We start from the raw sequence: 19,346 nt of genomic DNA, 5'->3' as shown, positions 1-19,346 counted from the left end.
ATGGGCCCGGCGCGGCGAGGACGCCTTTTTGTTTTTCCCCTTCGCTGCCCTTCTTGCCCCGGAGTCTGCCCATGACCGACGCCCACCGCCCCGCCCCGCTGAGCCGCCGCCGCGTGCTGCAGGCCGCCGCCGCCAGCGCCCTGACCATCGACCCCGCCCTGCGCGCCGCCGTCTGGGCGCAGGGCTCGGACAAGCCCGAAAAGGAGGAGGTGAAGATCGGCTTCATCCCGCTGACCGATTGCGCGAGCGTCGTCATGGCCTCGGTGCTGGGCATCGACAAGAAGTACGGCGTGAAGATCGTCCCCAGCAAGGAAGCCAGTTGGGCCGGCGTGCGCGACAAGCTGGTCAACGGCGAGCTGGACTTCGCCCACGTTCTGTATGGCCTGGTCTACGGCGTGCACCTGGGCGTCGGCGGCCCCAAGAAGGACATGGCCGTGCTCATGACCCTCAACAACAACGGCCAGGCCATCACGCTGTCGAAGAAGCTGGCCGACAAGGGCGCGGTGGACGGCGCCTCGCTCGCCAAGCTGATGGCCACCGACAAGCGCGAATACACCTTCGCCCAGACCTTCCCCACCGGCACCCATGCCATGTGGCTGTATTACTGGCTGGCCGCCAACGGCGTCAACCCGATGAAGGACGCCAAGGCCATCGTGGTGCCGCCGCCGCAGATGGTGGCCAACATGCGCGTGGGCAACATGGACGGCTTCTGCGTCGGCGAGCCCTGGGGTCACCGCGCCATCATGGACGGCATCGGCATCACCGCCGTGACCACGCAGGACATTTGGAAGGACCATCCCGAGAAGGTGCTGGGCACCTCGGCCGACTTCGTCAAGAAGTACCCCAACACGGCCCGCGCCGTGACGGCCGCCATCCTCGAAGCCGGCAAGTGGATCGACGGCGGCCTCTCGAACAAGAACAAGATGGCCGAGACCATCGCCGAGAAGAGCTACGTCAACACCAGCGTGGACGCCATCAACCAGCGCATCCTGGGCCGCTACCAGAACGGCCTGGGCAAGACCTGGGACGACCCGAACTACATGAAGTTCTACAACGACGGCGCAGTGAACTTCCCCTATCTGTCGGACGGCATGTGGTTCCTCACCCAGCACAAGCGCTGGGGCCTGCTCAAGGAGCATCCGGACTACCTGAAGGTGGCCACCGAGATCAACCGCATCGACATCTACAAGCAGGCCGCCGCCGCCACCAAGACGCCGGTGCCCGCCAGCCCGATGCGCAGCAGCAAGCTCATCGACGGTGTGGTGTGGGACGGCAAGGAGCCGGCCAAGTACGCCGATTCGTTCAAGGTCCGCGCCTGAGGCCGGACTCCACCCAGCAGGAGCCCTTCATCATGGTTGCCGCCGTCTTCCATCTTCCGCGCGAGGCCGACATCGCGGCCCCGATCCCGGCCGTGCATGCGCAGGCCAAGCCCCTCGCCGTGGCGCCCTCGTCCGAAGCGCCGGCGGCCGCTGCCCAGCCGGTCAAGGCACCGCGGGCGCCGCGCGACTTCAGCGGCCTGTGGCTGCGCATAGTCCCGCCGCTTCTGGGTTTCGGCCTGCTGCTGCTGGTGTGGGAGCTGGTGGCCGCGCGCAGCAGCGGCAGTTTTCCGGGCCCGCGCGAGACCTGGGCCCAGGCCGTGACGGTCTTCTCCGATCCCTTCTACAGCAACGGCCCCAACGACCAGGGCGTGGGCTGGAACGTGCTGGCCTCGCTGCAGCGCGTGGCCGTGGGCTTCGGCCTGGCCGCGCTCGTGGGCATTCCCGCCGGCTTCGCGGTCGGCCGCTCGGTGTTCCTGGCGCGCATGTTCAACCCGCTGATCAGCCTGCTGCGCCCGGTGTCGCCGCTGGCGTGGCTGCCCATCGGCCTGCTGGTGTTCAAGGGCGCCAACCCGGCCGCCATCTGGACCATCTTCATCTGCTCGATCTGGCCGATGGTCATCAACACCGCCGTGGGCGTGCAGCGCGTGCCGCAGGACTACATGAACGTGGCCCGCGTGCTGGACCTGTCGGAATGGAAGATCCTGACGCGCATCCTGTTCCCCGCCGTGCTGCCCTACATGCTCACCGGCGTGCGCCTGGCCGTGGGCACCGCCTGGCTGGTGATCGTGGCCGCCGAGATGCTGACCGGCGGCGTGGGCATCGGCTTCTGGGTCTGGGACGAGTGGAACAACCTCAACGTCAAGAACATCATCATCGCCATCTTCGTGATCGGCATCGTGGGCCTGCTGCTGGAGATGGCCCTGGTCAAGCTCGCCACCGCATTCACCTTCGAGGAGGTCAAGTCGTGAACACCGCCGCTTCCACCACCACCTCCGCTGCAGACGCCCGGTTCATCCAGATCCAGGGCGTCGAGCAGGCCTTCAAGACGCCCAAGGGCCGCTTCGTCGCGCTGCAGGGCATCGACCTGACCGTCGCCAAGGGCGAGTTCGTGGCCCTGATCGGCCACTCCGGCTGCGGCAAGAGCACGCTGCTGAACCTGATCGCCGGCCTGACGCAGCCCACGCAGGGCGCGCTGCTGTGCGCCAACAAGGAGATCGCCGGCCCCGGCCCCGAGCGTGCGGTGGTTTTCCAGAACCATTCGCTGCTGCCCTGGCTGACCTGCTTCGAGAACATCTACCTGGGCGTGGAGCGGGTTTTCGGCGGCAGCGAGTCGAAGGCGCAGTTGCGCCAGCGCACCACCGACGCGCTGGCCCTGGTCGGTCTGGACCACGCCGCGCACAAGCGCCCCGGCGAGATCTCCGGCGGCATGAAGCAACGCGTGGGCATCGCCCGCGCCCTGGCCATGGAGCCCAAGGTGCTGCTGATGGATGAGCCCTTCGGCGCGCTCGACGCCCTGACCCGCGCCAAGCTTCAGGACGAGCTGCTGGCCATCGTGCAGAAGACGCAGAGCACCGTGGTCATGGTCACGCACGACGTGGACGAGGCGGTGCTGCTGTCCGACAAGATCGTGATGATGACCAATGGCCCGGCCGCCACCATCGGCGAGGTGCTGGCGGTGGACCTGCCGCGCCCGCGCAACCGCGTCGAGCTCGCCGAGGACCGCGACTACGTGCACTACCGCAAGGCGGTGATCGACTTCCTCTACACCCGCCAGGGCCACGTGGAGAAGCAGGCCGCCTGAGGGCCGCCACGCGGGAACACGGCACGCAGGAGACAAGAATGCGGCAGAAACTGGTGGTGATCGGCAACGGCATGGCCGGCATGCGCACGGTGCAGGAGCTGCTGGCCATCGCGTCGGGGCTCTACGACATCACCGTGTTCGGCGCCGAGCCGCATCCGCACTACAACCGCATCCTGCTGTCGCCGGTGCTGGCCGGCGAGCGCAGCCTGCAGGACATCGTGCTGAGCGACTGGAACTGGTACCGCGAGCAGGGCATCACCCTGCATGCTGGCCGCACCGTCACGCAGGTGGACCGCGCCCGCCGCATCGTGCGCGCCGACGACGGCACCGAGGCCGCCTACGACCGGCTGCTGCTGGCCACCGGCTCCCAACCCGTGCTGCTGCCGGTGCCGGGCGCGGGCCTGCGCGGCGTGCTGGCCCACCGCGACATCGCCGACACCGAGGCCATGATCGAGGCCGCCCGCACGCACCGCCATGCCGTGGTGATCGGCGGCGGCGTGCTGGGGCTGGAGGCCGCCAGCGGCCTGGCCCGGCGCGGCATGGCCGTGACGGTGGTGCACCGCAACGACTGGCTGATGGAGCGCCAGCTCGACGCCGAGGCCGCCACGCTGCTGCGCGAGACGCTGGAAACACAACAAGGCCTGAACTTCCGCCTGGGTGCACAGACCGAGGCGCTGCTGGACGACGGCCAGGGCTGGGTGCGCGCGGTGCGCCTGACGGACGGCAGCGAGCTGCCGGCCGACCTGGTGGTGATGGCCATCGGCATCCGGCCGCACATCGCGCTGGCCCAGCAGATGCGGCTGCATTGCGAGCGAGGCATTGTGGTCAGCGACACGCTGCAAACCGTGACCGACGGCCGCATCTACGCCGTGGGCGAATGCGCCCAGCACCGCGGCGTGGCCTACGGCTTGGTGGCGCCCCTCTTCGAGCAGGGCCGCGTGGCCGCCAACCACCTGGCGCAGATGGGCATCGGCCGCTACGAGGGCAGCACCGTGTCGGCCAAGCTCAAGGTCACGGGCGTGGAGCTGCTGTCGGCCGGCGACTTCATGGGCGGCGAAGGCACCGAGCAGCTGCTGCTGCGCGACCCCGACAGCGGCGTCTACCGCAAGCTGGTGCTCAAGGACGAGCGGCTGATCGGCGCCTGCCTCTACGGCGACGCCGAGGGCGGCGGCTGGTACCTGGACCTGCTGCGCGAAGGCCGCAGCGTGGCGGAGTTGCGCGAGCAGCTGATCTTCGGGGAGCCCGTCCATGGCTGAGAAAACGCGCTCCACCTGCCCGTACTGCGGCGTCGGCTGCGGACACGCCTGCGGCGGTCCGCTTCGCGGCGCATGTGAACACCGCAGCCTGTCCCTGTCGAGCCATGTCTGAAACGAAATCCACCTGCCCCTACTGCGGCGTCGGCTGTGGTGTGCTCATTCAGACCGAGGGCGACCGCATCACCGGCGTGCGCGGCGACCCCTCCCATCCCGCCAACTTCGGCCGCCTGTGCACCAAGGGCAGCACGCTGCACCTGACGGCATCGCCCGCCATCGCGCAGCAGGCGCGGCTGCTGGCACCGGCGCTGCGACCCGCGCGCGGCGAGACGCCCCGGCCCATCGGCTGGAACGAGGCGCTGGACCTGGCCGCCGATCGCTTCGCCCGCGTGATCGCCGAGGACGGCCCGGATGCCGTGGGCTTCTACCTGTCGGGCCAGCTGCTCACCGAGGACTACTACGTCTTCAACAAGCTGGCCAAGGGCCTCGTCGGCACCAACAACCTGGACACCAATTCGCGTCTGTGCATGAGCAGCGCCGTGGCCGGCTACAAGAAGACGCTGGGCGCCGACGCCCCGCCCGCCTGCTACGACGACGTGAAGGACGCCGGCTGCCTGTTCATCGCCGGCAGCAACACGGCCTGGGCCCATCCCATCTTCTTCCGCCGCATCGAGGAGGCGAAGCGCGCCAACCCGGCCATGAAGATCGTGGTGGTCGACCCGCGCCGCACCGACACCTGCGAGATCGCCGACCTGCACCTGGCCCTGCAGCCGGGCAGCGACGTGATGCTCTTCCACGGCCTGCTGCACGTGATGCTGCACGAGGGCTGGACCGACACCGCCTTCATCGACGCCCACACCCAGGGCTTCGAGGCGCTGCGCGAGACGGTGCGTGACTGCGCGCCCGAGCGCGTCGCCGAGGTCTGCGGCCTGGCCGTGGACGACATCGTGCAGGCCGCACGACTCTTCGCCACCGGCGGCAGCGGCGACGCGGCGCAGCGCGCGCCCACGCTCAGCCTCTACTGCATGGGCCTGAACCAGTCTTCGCACGGCACGGACAAGAACGCCGCGCTCATCAACCTGCACCTGGCCACGGGCCAGATCGGCCAACCGGGTGCCGGGCCCTTCTCGCTCACCGGCCAGCCCAATGCCATGGGCGGGCGCGAGGTGGGCGGCCTGTCGAACCTGCTGCCGGCCCACCGCGACATGGCCAACGCCGATCACCGGGCCGAGGTGGCCGCCTTCTGGGGCGTTCCCGCCATCCCGGCCACGCCGGGCCTGAGCGCCATCGAGATGTTCCGCGCCGCCGCCGAAGGCCAGGTGCGCGCGCTGTGGATCGCCTGCACCAACCCGGCCCAGTCCATGCCCGACCAGGCCCTGGTGCGCCGGGCCCTGGAACGCTGCGAATTCGTCGTGCTGCAGGAGGCCTTCGCCACGACCGCCACCGCCGCCTTCGCCGACCTGCTGCTGCCCGCCACCACCTGGGGCGAAAAGGACGGCACCGTCACCAACAGCGAACGACGCATCTCGCGCGTGCGGCCCGCCGTGGCGGCACCCGGCGAGGCGCGCCATGACTGGGCCATCGCGGCCGACTTCGGCCAGCGGCTGCAATCGCGGCTGGCCCTGCAGGCACTGGCGCCCGCCGTGCCCGCCCTCACCGCCTATGACACGCCCGAGCAGGTCTGGAACGAGCACCGCGCCACCACGCGTGGCCGCGACCTCGACATCACAGGCCTGTCCTATGTGCTGCTTGACGAACTCGGCCCGCAGCAGTGGCCGATGCCCGAAGGGCAGGCGGCCGGCACGGCGCGCCTGTACCAGGACGGCGTCTTCGCCACGCCCGACGGCCGCGCCCGCTTCAGCCCCGAGCCCTGGCGCCCGCTGGCCGAGGCGCGCGATGCCGACTGGCCCTATTCCCTCAACACCGGCCGCCTGCGCGACCAGTGGCACGGCATGAGCCGCACCGGCACGCTGGGCCGGCTCTTCGGCCATGTGGCCGAACCGGCACTGCAGATGGCGCCGCAGGACATGGCCCGGGAAGGCCTTGCGGCCGGCGACCTGGTCGAGGTCGCCTCCCGCCGCGGCAGTGCGGTGCTGCCGGTGCAGCCCGATGCCACGCTGGCGCCGGCGCAGACCTTCCTCGCCATGCACTGGGGCGAGGAGTTCCTCGGCGGCCGGGATGCGCAGGGCCGCGAGATGACCGGCGTCAACGGCCTGACGACGCCCACCTTCTGCCCCACTTCCAAGCAGCCCGAACTCAAGCACGCGGCCGTGCGCATCCGCCGCGCGGCCCTGCCCTGGACGCTGCTGGGCATCGCCTGGCTGCCGGCCGACCGGGCGCTGGCCGTGCGGCAGGCATTGCGCGAGGCGGCGCGCGACCTGCGTTTCGTCAGCTGCGTGCCCTTCGGCGACGAAGGTGCAGGCGGCGGCGAAGGCGGCGTGCTGCTGCGCGCCGCGGCCGATGCGCCGCCACCGGCCGCGCTGGTGGACCGCATCGAAGCCCTGCTCGGTCTGGGCGACGGCCAGGCCCTGCGCTACGCCGACCCGGCCCGGGGCCACCGCCGCGCCGTGCGGCTGCAGCGCGACGGCGAGCTGGCGCACGTGCGCGCCGTGCTGCTGGCCGGCGACACGCGGGCCGAGGGCTGGCTCAAGACCCTGATCCAGGACCGCCTGCCGGCGCAGGACTTCGGCCGGCGCCTGCTCTCCTACCAAGCCACGCCGCCGGTGGCCGTGGTGTCGCGCGGCAAGACCGTGTGCAATTGCTTCGGCGTGGCTGAACAGGACATCGCCGGCCACCTGGCCGCCTGCGACGGCAGCGAGGCCGCGCGGCTGGCCGGCCTGCAGCAGGCACTGCGCTGCGGCACCAACTGCGGCTCCTGCGTGCCCGAACTGCGTCGCATGGTGCGCGAGACGCCAGTGCGCCTGCACCGCCAGGCGGCATAAGCGCCCGCGCATTCCGGAATAAGCGCTGCGGGACAATCCAGGCACCCATGGGAAGCATTGCGCACTACATCAAGGACATCGGCCGCGGCGCCCGCGGCGCGAAGCCCCTCGCCCGCGAACAGGCGGCGGACCTCTTCGGCCAGGTGCTGGACGGCAGCGTCACCGATTTGGAGATCGGTGCCTTCTGCCTGGCCATGCGCGTCAAGGGCGAGACCACGCAGGAGATGGCCGGCTTCCTCGACGCCACCCATGCGCGGCTGGCCTGCGTGCAGAGCCTGGCCGGCCCGGTGGTCGTGCTGCCCAGCTACAACGGCGCGCGCCGGCTGCCGGTGCTCACGCCCCTGCTGGCGCTGCTGCTGGCCCGCGAAGGCCTGCCGGTGCTGGTGCACGGCAGCCGCACCGAAAACAGCCGCGTGACGGCCGCCGAGGTGCTGGCCGAACTGGGCCATGCCGAAGCGACGACGCTGACGCCGCTGGACGCCGGCCAGATCGCCGTGGTCGACACCGGCCTGTTGCATCCCGGCCTCAAGCGCCTGCTGGAGGTGCGCCGCGTGGTCGGCCTGCGCAACGCGGGCCACAGCGTGGTCAAGCTGATGCAGCCGGCGGCCGGCCCGGCCGTGGTGGTCGGCAGCTACACCCATCCCGCCTTCGGCACGGTGATGACCGAGCTGTTCGAGCTGCTGGGCATGACGGCCATGCTCTCGCGCGGCCTCGAAGGCGAGGTGGTGGTGGACCCGCGCCGCACGCTGCACATCGAAGGCTTCGTGCGCGGCCAGCGCCAGCCGCTGCAGACGCAGCAGCCCGGCACGTTGGCCGAGATCCCGGGCCTTCCCGCCGGACTGGACGCCGCCGCCACCGCCGCCTACACCCGCCGCGTGCTGGTGGGCGAACTGCCCCTTCCCGACGCGATCGCCGCCCAGGTCGCGCACATCCGCCATCTGGCTGCCCACGCATGAACACGCCCACGAACGCCTCCCGCCCTCTCGGCCGCTGCACCCTCGTCGGTGCGGGGCCCGGCGATCCGGAACTGCTCACCCTCAAGGCCGTGAAGGCCATCCAGGCCGCCACCGTGCTGCTGGTGGACGACCTGGTCAACGACGAGATCCTGCAATGGGCCCGGGCCGACGCGCGCATCGTGCACGTCGGCAAGCGCGGCGGCTGCAAGAGCACGCCGCAGGCCTTCATCGAGAAGCTGATGATCACCGCGGTGCAGGAGGGCGAGACCGTGGTGCGCCTCAAGGGTGGCGACCCCTTCGTCTTCGGCCGCGGCGGCGAGGAGGTCGAGCATCTGCGCGAGGCCGGCATCGCCTGCGAGGTGGTCAACGGCATCACCGCCGGCCTCGCCGCCGTCACCGCCCTGGGCGTGCCCCTGACCCACCGCGACCATGCGGCGGGCGTGGTGTTCGTCACCGGCCATGCCAAGACCGGCGCGGCCGACGCCGCCCGCCACGACAGCACGGACTGGGCCGCCCTGGCCGCCACGGCGCGCGACGCGCGGTTGACGCTGATCATCTACATGGGCGTGGCCGGCGCGGCCCACATCCAGCAGCAGCTGCTGGCCGGCGGCCTGCCGGCCGCCACGCCGGTCGCGGTGGTGCAGCATGCCAGCCTGCCGCGGCAACGACAGATCGTCGCCACCCTGGGCACGCTGGTCACCGACCTGGCGGCGAGCGGGCTGGGCAGCCCGTCCATCATCGTGGTCGGCGACGTGCTGCGCGGCATGGAGGCGGCCGGCGCGCCGGCTGCCTCGCGCTTCGGCACCTGAGCGGCTCACGACGCGACGCCGTGGGGCCGATACTGCGCGGCCCATGTCCTCTTCCTTCGACGCCATCGTCATCGGCGCCGGCGCCGCCGGCCTCTTCTGCGCGGCGCAGGCCGGCCAGCGCGGCCTGCGCGTGCTGCTCATCGACCATGCCGAGCGCGTGGCCGAAAAGATCCGTATCTCCGGCGGCGGCCGGTGCAACTTCACCAACCGCGAACTCGACCCACGCGCGCCGCAGCGCCATTACCTGGGCGAGAACCCGCATTTCTGCCGCTCGGCCCTGGCCCGCTACACGCCGGCCGACTTCATCGCCCTGGTAGATCTACACGGCATCGCTTGGCACGAGAAGCACAAGGGCCAGCTCTTCTGCGACGGGCCCTCGCAGCAGATCATCGACCTGCTGCTGGCCGAATGCGCCGACGGCCACGTCGAGCGCTGGCAGCCCTGCGCCGTGCAGTCGGTCGCCTTCGACGCCGACGCCGGCCGCTACCGCCTGCAGACCGCACGCGGGCAGGTCGAGGCGCCGCAGCTGGTCATCGCCACCGGCGGCCTGGCCATTCCGCAGATCGGCGCCACCGACTTCGGCTGGCGCATCGCGGCGCAGTTCGGCCTGAAGACCATCGCTCCGCGGCCCGCGCTGGTGCCGCTGACTTTCGGCGGCCAGGCCTGGGCGCCCTATGCGCAACTGGCCGGACTGGCGCTGCCCGTGGCCATCAGCACCGGCACCGGCAAGGCGCGCATGCGCTTCGACGAGGATCTGCTGTTCACCCACCGAGGGCTCTCGGGCCCGGCCATCCTGCAGATCTCCACCTACTGGCAGCCCGGCACGGCGCTGACCCTGGACTTTGCACCCGGCACCGACGTGCAGGCCCGCCTGACCGAGGCAAAGCGCGATTCGCGCAAGCGGGTGGCCAATGAACTCGCGACGCTGGTGCCCTCGCGGCTGGCCGACGCCTGGACCGGCGAGGACCCGGGCCTGCAGCGGCCCATCAACGAGGCGGCCGACAAGTCGCTGGCCCAGCTGGCCGAGCGCATCAGCCGCTGGTCGCTGGTGCCCGAGGGCACCGAGGGCTACAAGAAGGCCGAGGTCACCGCCGGCGGCGTGGACACGCGCGAGCTCTCCTCGCAAACCCTGGAAGCCGCGCGCCAGCCCGGCCTCTTCTTCATCGGCGAGACGGTGGACGTGACCGGCTGGCTGGGCGGCTACAACTTCCAGTGGGCCTGGGCCAGCGCCCATGCCTGCGCGCAGGCGCTGCAGGCTGGCTGAATGCGCGAGGCCCCTGCCGGCGCAGCGCGGCGCCGCGGGCCTGCCTTAATGCAGCGCTTCGGCCCCGGCGTCTCCCGCATCGTGCTGGGCCCGGTCGCCAGACTCCCGACACAGCTTGAGCGGCAGCCCCAAACCTGCTACATTAGCCGGCTAACTTTGGCCTACCCCTCAGCGGGCCGCAAATCTTTCGAGTTGAGGACCACCGGCCGGGGGCCTCGATCTTCCCTGGTCACATTCAACACCTCTTTGAATCAATGACCACCATCCGCGTTAAAGAAAACGAGCCCTTCGACGTCGCACTGCGTCGCTTCAAGCGCACCATCGAAAAGATCGGCCTGCTGACCGACCTGCGCGCCCGCGAGTTCTACGAAAAGCCGACCGCCGAGCGCAAGCGCAAGAAGGCCGCTGCCGTCAAGCGCCACTACAAGCGCGTGCGTAGCATGCAGCTGCCCAAGAAGCTGTACTGATCGATCCGCGGGCAACACCGGCACGTCCTCGACGCCGCCGGTCGCGCAACACGCAAGCCGCGCCGGGGAAACCTGCCGCGGCTTTTGTTTTTGTCGCCAGCCGCTCGCCGGCACGACATCGCCCGATCCACGGGCCGGGGCCGCACGCCACGGGGAGCGCGCCGCTCTTTCCTCTCTTCCCCCTGCAGCAAGGACGCACCATGAGCCTCAAGGCCCGCATCACCGAAGACATGAAGACCGCCATGCGCGCCAAGGAAGCCGAGCGCCTGGCCACCATCCGCCTGCTGCTGGCCGCGATGAAGCAGAAGGAAGTGGACGAACGCATCGAGCTGGACGACGCCGCCGTGGTCGGTGTCATCGACAAGATGATCAAGCAGCGCAAGGACTCCATCACCGCCTTCAACCAGGCCGGCCGCACCGAGCTGGCCGACAAGGAAGCCGCTGAAATCGCCGTGCTCGAGGCCTACCTGCCCCAGCGCCTGGGCGCCGACGAGATCGCCGCCGAGGTGAAGGCGATCGTGGCCGAACTGGGCGCCAGCGGCCCTGGCGACATGGGCAAGGTGATGGGCGCCGCCAAGCAGCGCCTGGCCGGCAAGGCCGAGATGGGCCAGGTCAGCGCAGCGGTCAAGGCTGCCCTCGCCGGCTGATCGCATGGACGTGCCCGCCGTCGCGCCCATCGGCAAGGCCTGCGCCTGCGTGGTGGACGCGCGCGGCCGGCTGCTGGTCTTCCACCATCCGGGGGACCGCGGCATGCAACTGGTCAAGGGCACCATCGAGCCCGGCGAGTCACCCGAAGAAGCCGTGCGCCGCGAGCTGCTGGAGGAATCCGGCCTGCGCTTCGACGGTCCGCTGCAGCCCCTGGGCACGCTGTTGCGCCACTGCGATGCGGGCCACGAGGGTAACGACCATACGCACGAGCAGCTGTGGCACCTGTTCCTGATGCGCATCGACGCGCCGTTGCCCGAGCGCTTCGAGCACACGGCCCACGGCAGCCCGGAAGAGGACGGGCTGGTGTTCGCGTTCCGCTGGCTGACGCCACAGGAGCCGCTGGACGGCTTCACGCTGCCGTACCGGCAGACCATCGAGCGGGTCTGGCAGGCGCTCGGCAGGAAATAGCCCACCCCGTTTGGACTTCCTCGCTGCGCGTGGAAGTCCCATCCCCCTCGAGGGGCGCACCCGGCGGCCGGGCCAAGCCCGTTCCGCGGGTGCACTGGCATGGCCTGCTCCGCGGCCCTTCGATCAGAAAAGCGGCGCCGGTTTCATGCCCTGCGGGTAGCGCTCAGCGCCCTGGATCACTGGCATGAACGACGGCTGCCTCAGGCGCGCAGCACCATCCAGCCGCCGAGCACCGCCAGCGCTGCGAAGAAGCAGCGGCGAAACAGGAGCACGGGCATGCGTGCCTGCAGTCGCTGGCCCAACGCCATGCCCAGCCAGGCTGGCACGAGCATCGCCGCCGACGTCCAGCCGCCCCCCGCGGCCATCATCCCGGACGACCCGCCCAGCCCCACGCCCAGTGCCAGCGTGCAGGTGCTGAACGAAAGACCCATGGCCCGCATCAGCGCCGCGCGATCCAGCCCGAGGCTCTGCAGGTAGGGCACCACCGGCATCACGAACACGCCGGTGAGGGCCGTGAGCAGGCCGGTCAGCACGCCCACGACGGGCCCGGCCCAGCGGGCCTGCTCCGCCGTCAGGGCATGCGCCCGACCTGCCAGGCCCCATCCCGCGTAGGCGATCAGCGCCAAGCCGAGCAGCAGGACGCCGGTGCGGCCGGCAGGCGCTCCCCAGACGAGCAGCCCGCCCAGCGTGCCGGCCGCCATGCCGAGCTGCAGGCCGGCCGTGCGACGCAGCAGCGCCAGGGCCTCGCGCCAGGGGCCCGCCTGCCACAGGTTGGTCACCAGCGACGGCAGCACCAGAAAGGCTGCCGCCTCGGCCTGGGGCATCCACAACGCAAGCAGCGCCATCGACACGGTGGGCAGACCCAGGCCAAGCAGCCCCTTGACCGCACCGGCCAGCACGAAGACGCCGGCGGTCAGCGCCCAGGTCGCAAGCGCGGCGGCGTCAACGGCCATGGCGTGCTCCCGGCCGCGGAGCGTTGTTGGATACGGGGACGGGCATGGGGTGTTGGGGAAGGCGCAGCGGCACTGCGGAAGACCGCGAGTCTGGCGGCGGCGCTGCACGGCGCCAATGCGGAAGAGGCGCAGGCGCCTATGGCCGAAACTGAGCCCCTGGCAACCGAAGAGAAGCATCGGCCGATGCATGCCAGAGCCAGAGCGGAATGGACCTGCGCGGATCCAGCCCAGGCGCCCGCGAACCCGCGCTGCGCACCGCCCCGCGTGCTACCTTGCCCCCATGCGATTCGACCTGACCGATCTGCGCCTCTTCGTCCACGTGGTGGAAGCCGGCAGCCTCACCCGCGGCGCCGACCGGGCCCACATGACGCTCGCCTCCGCCAGCCAGCGGGTGCGCGGCATGGAGCAGGCGCTGGGCGGCCCACTGCTGCAGCGGCATGCGGCCGGCGTGACGCCCACCGAGGCCGGCCGCACGCTGCTGCACCATGCGCGCACGGTGCTGGCGCAGATGCAATGCCTGTACGGCGAGATGGCCGAGCACGGCCAGGGCCTGCGCAGCCGCGTGCGCCTGCTCGCCAACACGGCCGCGCTGATGGAGCACCTGCCCGGTCCCCTGGCAGACTTCCTGGCGGCGCATCCGCAGGTCTCGGTGGATCTGGACGAGCGGGCAAGCGCCGACGTGGCGAATGCGGTGCGTGCCGGCCTGGCGGATATCGGCATCGCCTCGCAGCTCGCCGACTTCGGCGGCCTGGTACACCACGCCTTCCGCCGCGACGACCTGGTGCTGGTGCTGCCGCGCGGCCATGCGCTGGCCCGTCGACGCCGCGCAACGCTCGCCGAACTGGGCGACGCGGAATGGGTGGGGTTGGCCGCCGGCAATCCGCTGCAGGAACACATCAGCCGCCAGATCCGCGCAGCCGGGCTGCCGTCGCACTACCGGGCGCGGGTGCGCAGTTTCGACGCGGTGTGCCGCATGGCAGCGCAGGGCATCGGCGCCGGGGTGGTGCCGCACACGGCGGCATCGCGGTGCGCGCGCACCATGGCGCTGGCCCGGGTGCCCCTGGCGGAGGAATGGGCTGGCCGCGAATTGCGGGCCTGCGTGCGCGACGAGGCGGCGCTGTCGCCCCAGGCGCGGGCGCTGCTCGCGCACCTCACGGCACTGCCGCAGGCGGCGCGCTGCGCCTGAAGCCTCAGGCCCCGGCCACCTTCATCCGGTCGATCAGCATCGAGCCGACGGTCTTGGCGCCGTAGTTGTAGGCATCGGCCCCCACGGCCTGGATGCCCATCAGCATCGACTTGAGGTTGCCGGCGATGGTGATCTCCTGCACCGGGAAGGCGATCTGGCCGTTCTCGACCCAGAAGCCGCTCGCGCCACGCGAATAGTCGCCGGTGACGTAGTTGACGCCCTGGCCCATCAGCTCGATGACGAACAGGCCGGTGCCCAGCTTGCGCAGCATTGCATCCAGGTCGTCGGCCGGATCGGTCAGCCGCGAGCGCAGCGTCATGTTGTGCGAGCCGCCGGCATTGCCGGTGGTCTTCATGCCCAGCTTGCGGGCCGAATAGGTCGACAGGAAGTAGCCCTCCAGCCGGCCGGCGTCGACCACGGTGCGCGCCCGGGTGATCACGCCCTCGTCATCGAAGGGCGCGCTGCCCTTGCCGCGGCGGATGTGCGGGTCTTCCGTCACGTCGATGTGCGACGGCAACACGTCCTTGCCCAGCGAGTCGAGCAGGAAGGTGCTGCGCCGGTACAGCGCGCCGCCGCTCACGGCCTGCACCAGCCCGCCGAGCAGGCCGGCGGCCAGGGGCGACTCGAACAGAACCGGGCATTCGGTGGTCTTGATCTTGCGCGACTTCAGCCGGCTCAGCGCCCGCTCGGCCGCATAGCGACCCACGGCCTGCGGCGAGGCCAGTTCGTCCGCCGAGCGCATGGAGCTGTACCACGCGTCGCGCTGCATGTCGTCACCGCGCCCGGCGATGGGCGCCACCGAGATCGAATGGCGCGAGCTGGCATAACCGCCGCGGAAGCCATGCGTGTGCGCACTGAAGAAATGGCTCTGCTGCGCCGACACGCCCGCGCCCTCGCTGTTGGTGATGCGGCGGTCGGTCGACAGGGCCGCCGCCTCGCACTCCAGGGCCAGCTTGGCAGCACCTTCGCTGTCGATGGCCCAGGGATGGAAGAGGTCCAGCTCCGGATGGTCCTTGGCGATGTCCGCCTCGTCGGGCAGGCCGCCGACCGGGTCCTCGGCCGTGAAGCGGGCGATGTCGTAGGCCGCCTGCACCGTCTGGCGGATGGCCGCTTCCGAGAAGTCGGAGGTGCTGGCGTTGCCGCGCCGGTTGCCCACGTAGACGGTGACGCCCAGCGACTTGTCGCGGTTGCGCTCCACGTTCTCGAGCTGGCCCTTGCGCACCGAGACGCTCAGTCCGCAGCCTTCGGACGCCTCCGCGCCGGCATCGGTGGCACCCAGCTTCTTGGCATGCGCCAGGGCGGTGTCGACCAGGTTCTCGAAGTAATCTCGGCTGTAGGCGAAGCCGCTTTCCGCGCGCGAAGTGGTGGTGCTCATGTGAGGGACAATGATAGCGACGCGCCCCCGATGGCCGGGCGGCGCACCCAATTCCCCCGCCATGCCCCGCAAACCCAAAAAAGGCTACTTCGTCCGTGGCCAGTTCGTTGCCGAAGGCAGCGAACTCGACATCGAATACAAGCGCGAGCTCAAAGGCGGCATCGAGACCAGCAAGACTGACCTCAAGCGCGAAAGCGCGGAGCTGCAGGCGCTGGGCGAGGCCCTGCTCACGCTGCGCGGCGAGGCCCGCGAGCGCCTGCAATTGCCCGATCAGCTCATCGAAGCCCTCAAGGAACTCGGCCGCATCACCAACTTCGAGGGCCGCCGCCGCCAGTCGCAGTTCGTCGGCAAGCTGATGCGCAAGCTGGACCCCGAGACGCTGGAGGCCGTACGCACCGCCCTCGACGAGCAGGCCCGCGGCCCCGCCCAGGCCACCGCCATGCTGCACGAGGCCGAGCAGTGGCGCGAGCGCCTGCTGGCCGACGACGACGCCCTGGGCGCCTGGATCGAGACCCACCCCGGCACCGACGCCCAGCAGATGCGCGCCCTGGTGCGCCAAGCCCGCAAGGACCACCAGGCCGGCAAGCCCGGCGAGGCGCCCCGCCAGGGCAAGGCCTTCCGCGAGCTGTTCCAGCGCATCCGCGAGCAGCTGTCGGTGCATGGCGACGACGACCATGCCGACCAGGCCTCGGCCCAGTCGCGCGAGGAAGACGCCTGATGGTCGCCGCCGATTTCGAGCCGGTCAGGATCGGCATCGTCTCGGTCAGCGACCGCGCCAGCAGCGGCGTCTACGAGGACAAGGGCCTGCCCGCCCTGCAGGACTGGCTGACGCGGGCGCTGAAGAACCCCATCGCCTTCGAACCCCGCCTGATCCCCGACGAGGCCGCGCGCATCAGCGCCGCGCTGATCGAGCTGGTGGATGCCGGCTGCAGCCTGGTGCTGACCACCGGCGGCACCGGCCCCGCACCGCGCGACGTCACACCCGAGGCCACGCTGGCCGTCGCCCACAAGGAGATGCCCGGCTTCGGCGAGCAGATGCGGCAGATCGGCCTGCGCTTCGTGCCCACGGCGATCCTGTCGCGCCAGGTGGCGGTGGTCCGCGAGCGCAGCCTGATCATTAACCTGCCCGGCCAGCCCAAGTCCATCGCCGAGACGCTGGAAGGCCTCAAGGCGGCCGACGGCAGCCAGATCGTGCCCGGCATCTTCGCGGCCGTGCCCTACTGCATCGACCTGATCGGCGGGCCCTACCTGGAGACGCACGACGACGTCTGCAAGGCCTTCCGGCCCAAGTCGGCGATTCGGCCGGCCCGGGACTGAGCGTCTTTCGTTCCTGCTCGCCTGGGCACGCCAGGCGCAGGGACGCGGTCAGAACTCCGCGTCGAGTTCGTCGATCTCTTCGGGCTCCTGCAGGGCCGCGGCCATCCATTCGCGCATCGCCGGCAGTTCCAGCACCTGCTGGCTGTAGGAAGCGCACAGATCGTCCAGCTCCACACCGTAGCTGCGAAAGCGCGTCACCACCGGCGCATACATCGCATCGGCCAGGCCCGGCCGGTCGCCGAAGAGGAAAGGGCCGCCATAGGTCGACAGGCATTCGCGCCAGATCGCCACGATGCGGTCGATGTCGGCTTGGGCGCGCGACCACACCTTGAAGTCCTTGAAGCGGGCCTTGATGTTCATGGGCAGCGCACCGCGCAGGGCAGAGAAGCCCGAATGCATCTCGCCGCAGATCGCCCGGCAGTGCGCGCGGGCGGCCGCGTCGGTAGGCAGCAGGCCGGCCTTGGGGAAGTTCTCGTGCAGGTACTCGCCGATGGCCATCGTGTCCCACACCCGGATGCCCCGATGCTCCAGCGAGGGCACGAGCATGGACGAGGACAGCAGCAGCATCTCCGCCTTCATGGCCGGATCGTCGGGCGGGATGACCTTCTCGACAAAATCCAGACCCGCCAGCCTGCACATCAGCCACCCGCGGAGGGCCCATGCGCCGTAGTTCTTGCTGCTGATGGTGAGAACGGCCTTGGCCATGTCGCATTGCTCCAATCGGTGACTCCACCGGCAGCAGTGCAAAGCCTGTGCCAGAACAGTGCATCAGCCGCCGCCCGCCCATGCACCGGCTTGGCCCGCAACTTGCCTTGACCGGGGCATGCTGTACCAGGCCTATCAAATGCAGGCCGACCTGCTGTCGCCGCTGCGGCAGCTGTCGCACTTCTTCGGACATGCCCTCTTTGCCGCGGGCAACGAGCGCACCATTCCCCGGCGCCTGTCGGCGGCGATGGACGTCTTCGACCGGCTCAAGCTCACCCACCAGCGCCCCGACTACGGCATCCGCGAGGTGACGATCAACGGCGAGGCCGTGCCCGTGGTCGAGGAAAAGGCCCTCCAGGCCCCTTTCGGCACGTTGCTGCGCTTTCGCAAGCTGCGGCCGGCCGATGCTCCAGCGGAGCCCCCCGTGCTGTTGGCCGCACCGTTGTCGGGCCATTTCGCCACGCTGCTGCGCGAAACGGTGCGCACCCTGCTGCGCGACCACGATGTCTACATCACCGACTGGCACAACGCGCGCGATGTGTCGCTGGCCCATGGCCGCTTCGGCCTGGACGAGTACACGCTGCAGCTGATGGACTTTCTGCGCGCGGTCGGGCCGGGCGTGCACCTGGTGGCGGTCTGCCAGCCTTGCGTGGCCGCCCTGGCCGCCACCGCGCTGATGGCCGAGGACGACGACCCCGCCACCCCTCGCAGCCTGACGTTGATGGCCGGGCCGGTGGACTGCCGCATCAACCCGACGCAGGTCAACCGCCTCGCCACCGAGCGGCCCATCGACTGGTTCGAGCGCAACCTGATCAGCCATGTGCCGCTGCCGCATGCCGGCTTCATGCGCCGGGTGTACCCGGGCTTCGTGCAGCTGTCGGCGTTCATGAGCATGAACATGGAGCGGCACAAGGAGCAGTTCCGCCGCCTCTATGCTCATCTTGTCGAGGGCGAAATGGACAAGGCCCAGGCGATCCGCACCTTCTATGAAGAGTATTTCGCGGTCAACGACCTGCCGGCCGAGTTCTACCTGGAGACGGTCGAGCGGGTCTTCCAGACCTACGACCTGCCACGCGGCGAGCTGACCGTGGCCGGCCGGCGGGTCGATCCGCGGGCCGTCCGCCGCACGGCCCTACTCACCGTGGAAGGCGAGCGCGACGACATCTGCGCCGTCGGCCAGACGGTGGCCGCGCAGGACCTGTGCAGCAGCATCCGGCCCTATCTCAAGGCGCACCACCTGCAGGCGGGCGTGGGCCACTACGGCGTGTTCAGCGGCAGCAAGTGGAATGCGCAGATCTATCCGCGGGTGCGCGAGACGATCCACCAGGCCACCGAATTGGGCTGACGCAAAAAAGCCGCGTGCCCGGGCGGGCCACGCGGCTCGTCGTGACGGTACTCTGCCTCAGAGCGAGGGTTGGTTCTGCGCGCCTTCCTCCTCGGCCGGCCAGTCGCGGATGTAGGCCTTGAGCATCTTGTTCTCGAAGTTCTGGCTGTCCACCACGGCTTTGGCCACGTCGTAGAAGCTGATCACGCCCATGAGCATGCGCTTGTCCATGACCGGCATATAGCGGGCATGACGCTCCAGCATCATGCGGCGGACCTCGTCGAGGTCGGTGCCGTTGGTGCAGGTCAGGGGCGCGTCGTCCATGGCCGTGCGCACACGGGTGTCGCCGATGGCGCCGCCGTTGCGCTGGATCTGCAGGATCACCTCGCGGAAGGTGAGCATGCCTACCAGGTCACCATGGGACATGACCACCAGGGAGCCGATGTCCTTGTCCGCCATGATGCCCACCGCCTCGGCCAGCGGATCGTCGGGGCCGATCGTGTAGAGCGTGTTGCCCTTCACGCGCAGGATGTCGCTGACTTTCATCGGGTGCTCCTCA

Annotated in this window: 18 protein-coding genes and 1 pseudogene; 15 read left to right on the top strand and 4 right to left on the bottom strand. The window is 70.3% G+C overall.

The window, feature by feature from the left end; genetic code table 11:
* The first annotated feature begins 71 nt into the window (after positions 1–71).
* From DFR41_RS19515 to DFR41_RS19465, 11 genes and pseudogenes are all read left to right on the top strand, one after another.
* On the top strand, positions 72–1,319 hold the full coding sequence (locus DFR41_RS19515; protein WP_114803965.1) for a CmpA/NrtA family ABC transporter substrate-binding protein: 1,248 nt from the start codon (positions 72–74) through the stop codon (positions 1,317–1,319).
* Positions 1,320–1,351: 32 nt separating this feature from the next.
* Positions 1,352–2,287, top strand: coding sequence for a nitrate ABC transporter permease (ntrB, locus tag DFR41_RS19510; RefSeq protein WP_017761339.1), 936 nt, complete (start codon positions 1,352–1,354; stop codon positions 2,285–2,287).
* Positions 2,284–3,120 carry an ABC transporter ATP-binding protein gene (locus DFR41_RS19505; protein WP_114803964.1) on the top strand — a complete coding sequence of 279 codons (837 nt, stop codon included), beginning with the start codon at positions 2,284–2,286 and terminating at the stop codon, positions 3,118–3,120. The genes ntrB and DFR41_RS19505 overlap by 4 nt, the downstream gene beginning before the upstream one ends.
* Before the next feature lie 38 nt (positions 3,121–3,158).
* A pseudogene (locus DFR41_RS19500) lies at positions 3,159–4,361 on the top strand (NAD(P)/FAD-dependent oxidoreductase); the annotation flags it as partial.
* Positions 4,362–4,480: 119 nt separating this feature from the next.
* Positions 4,481–7,315, top strand: coding sequence for a nitrate reductase (locus DFR41_RS19495; RefSeq protein ID WP_114803962.1), 2,835 nt, complete (start codon positions 4,481–4,483; stop codon positions 7,313–7,315).
* A gap of 47 nt (positions 7,316–7,362) precedes the next feature.
* On the top strand, positions 7,363–8,271 hold the full coding sequence (gene ybiB, locus DFR41_RS19490; RefSeq protein ID WP_114803961.1) for a DNA-binding protein YbiB: 909 nt from the start codon (positions 7,363–7,365) through the stop codon (positions 8,269–8,271).
* Positions 8,268–9,080, top strand: coding sequence for a uroporphyrinogen-III C-methyltransferase (gene cobA, locus DFR41_RS19485; protein WP_114803960.1), 813 nt, complete (start codon positions 8,268–8,270; stop codon positions 9,078–9,080). Before ybiB ends, cobA begins: the two co-directional genes overlap by 4 nt.
* Positions 9,081–9,123: 43 nt before the next feature.
* Positions 9,124–10,344 carry a BaiN/RdsA family NAD(P)/FAD-dependent oxidoreductase gene (locus DFR41_RS19480; RefSeq protein WP_114803959.1) on the top strand — a complete coding sequence of 407 codons (1,221 nt, stop codon included), beginning with the start codon at positions 9,124–9,126 and terminating at the stop codon, positions 10,342–10,344.
* A gap of 254 nt (positions 10,345–10,598) precedes the next feature.
* Entirely contained in the window at positions 10,599–10,811 is a 213-nt protein-coding gene (rpsU, locus tag DFR41_RS19475) for a 30S ribosomal protein S21 (RefSeq protein ID WP_017760239.1), read from the top strand.
* Between the two features lie 200 nt (positions 10,812–11,011).
* A complete protein-coding gene (locus DFR41_RS19470) occupies positions 11,012–11,458 on the top strand; it encodes a GatB/YqeY domain-containing protein (protein ID WP_017760238.1) in 447 nt (148 codons plus the stop codon).
* A gap of 4 nt (positions 11,459–11,462) precedes the next feature.
* Entirely contained in the window at positions 11,463–11,927 is a 465-nt protein-coding gene (locus tag DFR41_RS19465) for an NUDIX domain-containing protein (protein WP_017760237.1), read from the top strand.
* 200 nt (positions 11,928–12,127) lie between these two features.
* On the opposite strand, the gene DFR41_RS19460 is transcribed toward DFR41_RS19465, so the two are convergent.
* Complete coding sequence (locus tag DFR41_RS19460; protein ID WP_114803958.1) at positions 12,128–12,880, bottom strand: sulfite exporter TauE/SafE family protein; 753 nt, start codon at positions 12,878–12,880, stop codon at positions 12,128–12,130.
* 280 nt (positions 12,881–13,160) lie between these two features.
* Here DFR41_RS19460 and DFR41_RS19455 point away from each other — a divergent pair, with 280 nt between their 5' ends.
* Positions 13,161–14,066 (top strand): LysR family transcriptional regulator, encoded by a 906-nt coding sequence (locus DFR41_RS19455; RefSeq protein ID WP_114803957.1) that lies wholly within the window; start codon positions 13,161–13,163, stop codon positions 14,064–14,066.
* Positions 14,067–14,070: 4 nt separating this feature from the next.
* Here DFR41_RS19455 and pmbA read toward each other — a convergent pair whose 3' ends face one another.
* Positions 14,071–15,441 carry a metalloprotease PmbA gene (gene pmbA / locus DFR41_RS19450; RefSeq protein ID WP_114803956.1) on the bottom strand — a complete coding sequence of 457 codons (1,371 nt, stop codon included), beginning with the start codon at positions 15,439–15,441 and terminating at the stop codon, positions 14,071–14,073.
* A 61-nt stretch (positions 15,442–15,502) separates the two neighbouring features.
* On the opposite strand from pmbA, the gene yjgA reads away from it, so the two are divergent.
* Positions 15,503–16,159 (top strand): ribosome biogenesis factor YjgA, encoded by a 657-nt coding sequence (yjgA, locus tag DFR41_RS19445; protein WP_114803955.1) that lies wholly within the window; start codon positions 15,503–15,505, stop codon positions 16,157–16,159.
* The gene (gene mog / locus DFR41_RS19440; protein ID WP_017759392.1) at positions 16,159–16,758 is read left to right on the top strand and encodes a molybdopterin adenylyltransferase; all 600 of its coding nucleotides are present in this window, start codon (positions 16,159–16,161) and stop codon (positions 16,756–16,758) included. The genes yjgA and mog overlap by 1 nt, the downstream gene beginning before the upstream one ends.
* A 48-nt stretch (positions 16,759–16,806) precedes the next feature.
* On the opposite strand, the gene DFR41_RS19435 is transcribed toward mog, so the two are convergent.
* Positions 16,807–17,463 (bottom strand): glutathione S-transferase, encoded by a 657-nt coding sequence (locus tag DFR41_RS19435; RefSeq protein WP_114804000.1) that lies wholly within the window; start codon positions 17,461–17,463, stop codon positions 16,807–16,809.
* 118 nt (positions 17,464–17,581) lie between these two features.
* Here DFR41_RS19435 and DFR41_RS19430 point away from each other — a divergent pair, with 118 nt between their 5' ends.
* Positions 17,582–18,808: a polyhydroxyalkanoate depolymerase gene (locus DFR41_RS19430; protein ID WP_017761720.1), complete on the top strand. Its 1,227-nt coding sequence runs from the start codon at positions 17,582–17,584 to the stop codon at positions 18,806–18,808.
* A gap of 57 nt (positions 18,809–18,865) precedes the next feature.
* On the opposite strand, the gene DFR41_RS19425 is transcribed toward DFR41_RS19430, so the two are convergent.
* Entirely contained in the window at positions 18,866–19,333 is a 468-nt protein-coding gene (locus tag DFR41_RS19425) for a CBS domain-containing protein (RefSeq protein WP_017761719.1), read from the bottom strand.
* Between the last annotated feature and the right edge of the window lie 13 nt (positions 19,334–19,346).

Source organism: Pseudacidovorax intermedius, assembly GCF_003350475.1.
Classification (GTDB): domain Bacteria; phylum Pseudomonadota; class Gammaproteobacteria; order Burkholderiales; family Burkholderiaceae_C; genus Xenophilus; species Xenophilus intermedius.
This window is presented reverse-complemented; position numbering and strand designations above follow the sequence as displayed.

Bases quoted from the DNA above. Each gene is read 5' to 3' on its own strand.
- DFR41_RS19435 (WP_114804000.1), bottom strand. From the start codon at position 17,463: ATGGCCAAGGCCGTTCTCACCATCAGCAGCAAGAACTACGGCGCATGG.
- yjgA (WP_114803955.1), top strand. From the start codon at position 15,503: ATGCCCCGCAAACCCAAAAAAGGCTACTTCGTCCGTGGCCAGTTCGTT.
- cobA (WP_114803960.1), top strand. From the start codon at position 8,268: ATGAACACGCCCACGAACGCCTCCCGCCCTCTCGGCCGCTGCACCCTC.
- DFR41_RS19470 (WP_017760238.1), top strand. From the start codon at position 11,012: ATGAGCCTCAAGGCCCGCATCACCGAAGACATGAAGACCGCCATGCGC.
- ntrB (WP_017761339.1), top strand. From the start codon at position 1,352: ATGGTTGCCGCCGTCTTCCATCTTCCGCGCGAGGCCGACATCGCGGCC.
- ybiB (WP_114803961.1), top strand. From the start codon at position 7,363: ATGGGAAGCATTGCGCACTACATCAAGGACATCGGCCGCGGCGCCCGC.
- DFR41_RS19480 (WP_114803959.1), top strand. From the start codon at position 9,124: ATGTCCTCTTCCTTCGACGCCATCGTCATCGGCGCCGGCGCCGCCGGC.
- DFR41_RS19425 (WP_017761719.1), bottom strand. From the start codon at position 19,333: ATGAAAGTCAGCGACATCCTGCGCGTGAAGGGCAACACGCTCTACACG.
- DFR41_RS19455 (WP_114803957.1), top strand. From the start codon at position 13,161: ATGCGATTCGACCTGACCGATCTGCGCCTCTTCGTCCACGTGGTGGAA.
- pmbA (WP_114803956.1), bottom strand. From the start codon at position 15,441: ATGAGCACCACCACTTCGCGCGCGGAAAGCGGCTTCGCCTACAGCCGA.
- DFR41_RS19495 (WP_114803962.1), top strand. From the start codon at position 4,481: ATGTCTGAAACGAAATCCACCTGCCCCTACTGCGGCGTCGGCTGTGGT.
- DFR41_RS19515 (WP_114803965.1), top strand. From the start codon at position 72: ATGACCGACGCCCACCGCCCCGCCCCGCTGAGCCGCCGCCGCGTGCTG.
- rpsU (WP_017760239.1), top strand. From the start codon at position 10,599: ATGACCACCATCCGCGTTAAAGAAAACGAGCCCTTCGACGTCGCACTG.
- DFR41_RS19465 (WP_017760237.1), top strand. From the start codon at position 11,463: ATGGACGTGCCCGCCGTCGCGCCCATCGGCAAGGCCTGCGCCTGCGTG.
- DFR41_RS19460 (WP_114803958.1), bottom strand. From the start codon at position 12,880: ATGGCCGTTGACGCCGCCGCGCTTGCGACCTGGGCGCTGACCGCCGGC.
- DFR41_RS19430 (WP_017761720.1), top strand. From the start codon at position 17,582: ATGCTGTACCAGGCCTATCAAATGCAGGCCGACCTGCTGTCGCCGCTG.
- mog (WP_017759392.1), top strand. From the start codon at position 16,159: ATGGTCGCCGCCGATTTCGAGCCGGTCAGGATCGGCATCGTCTCGGTC.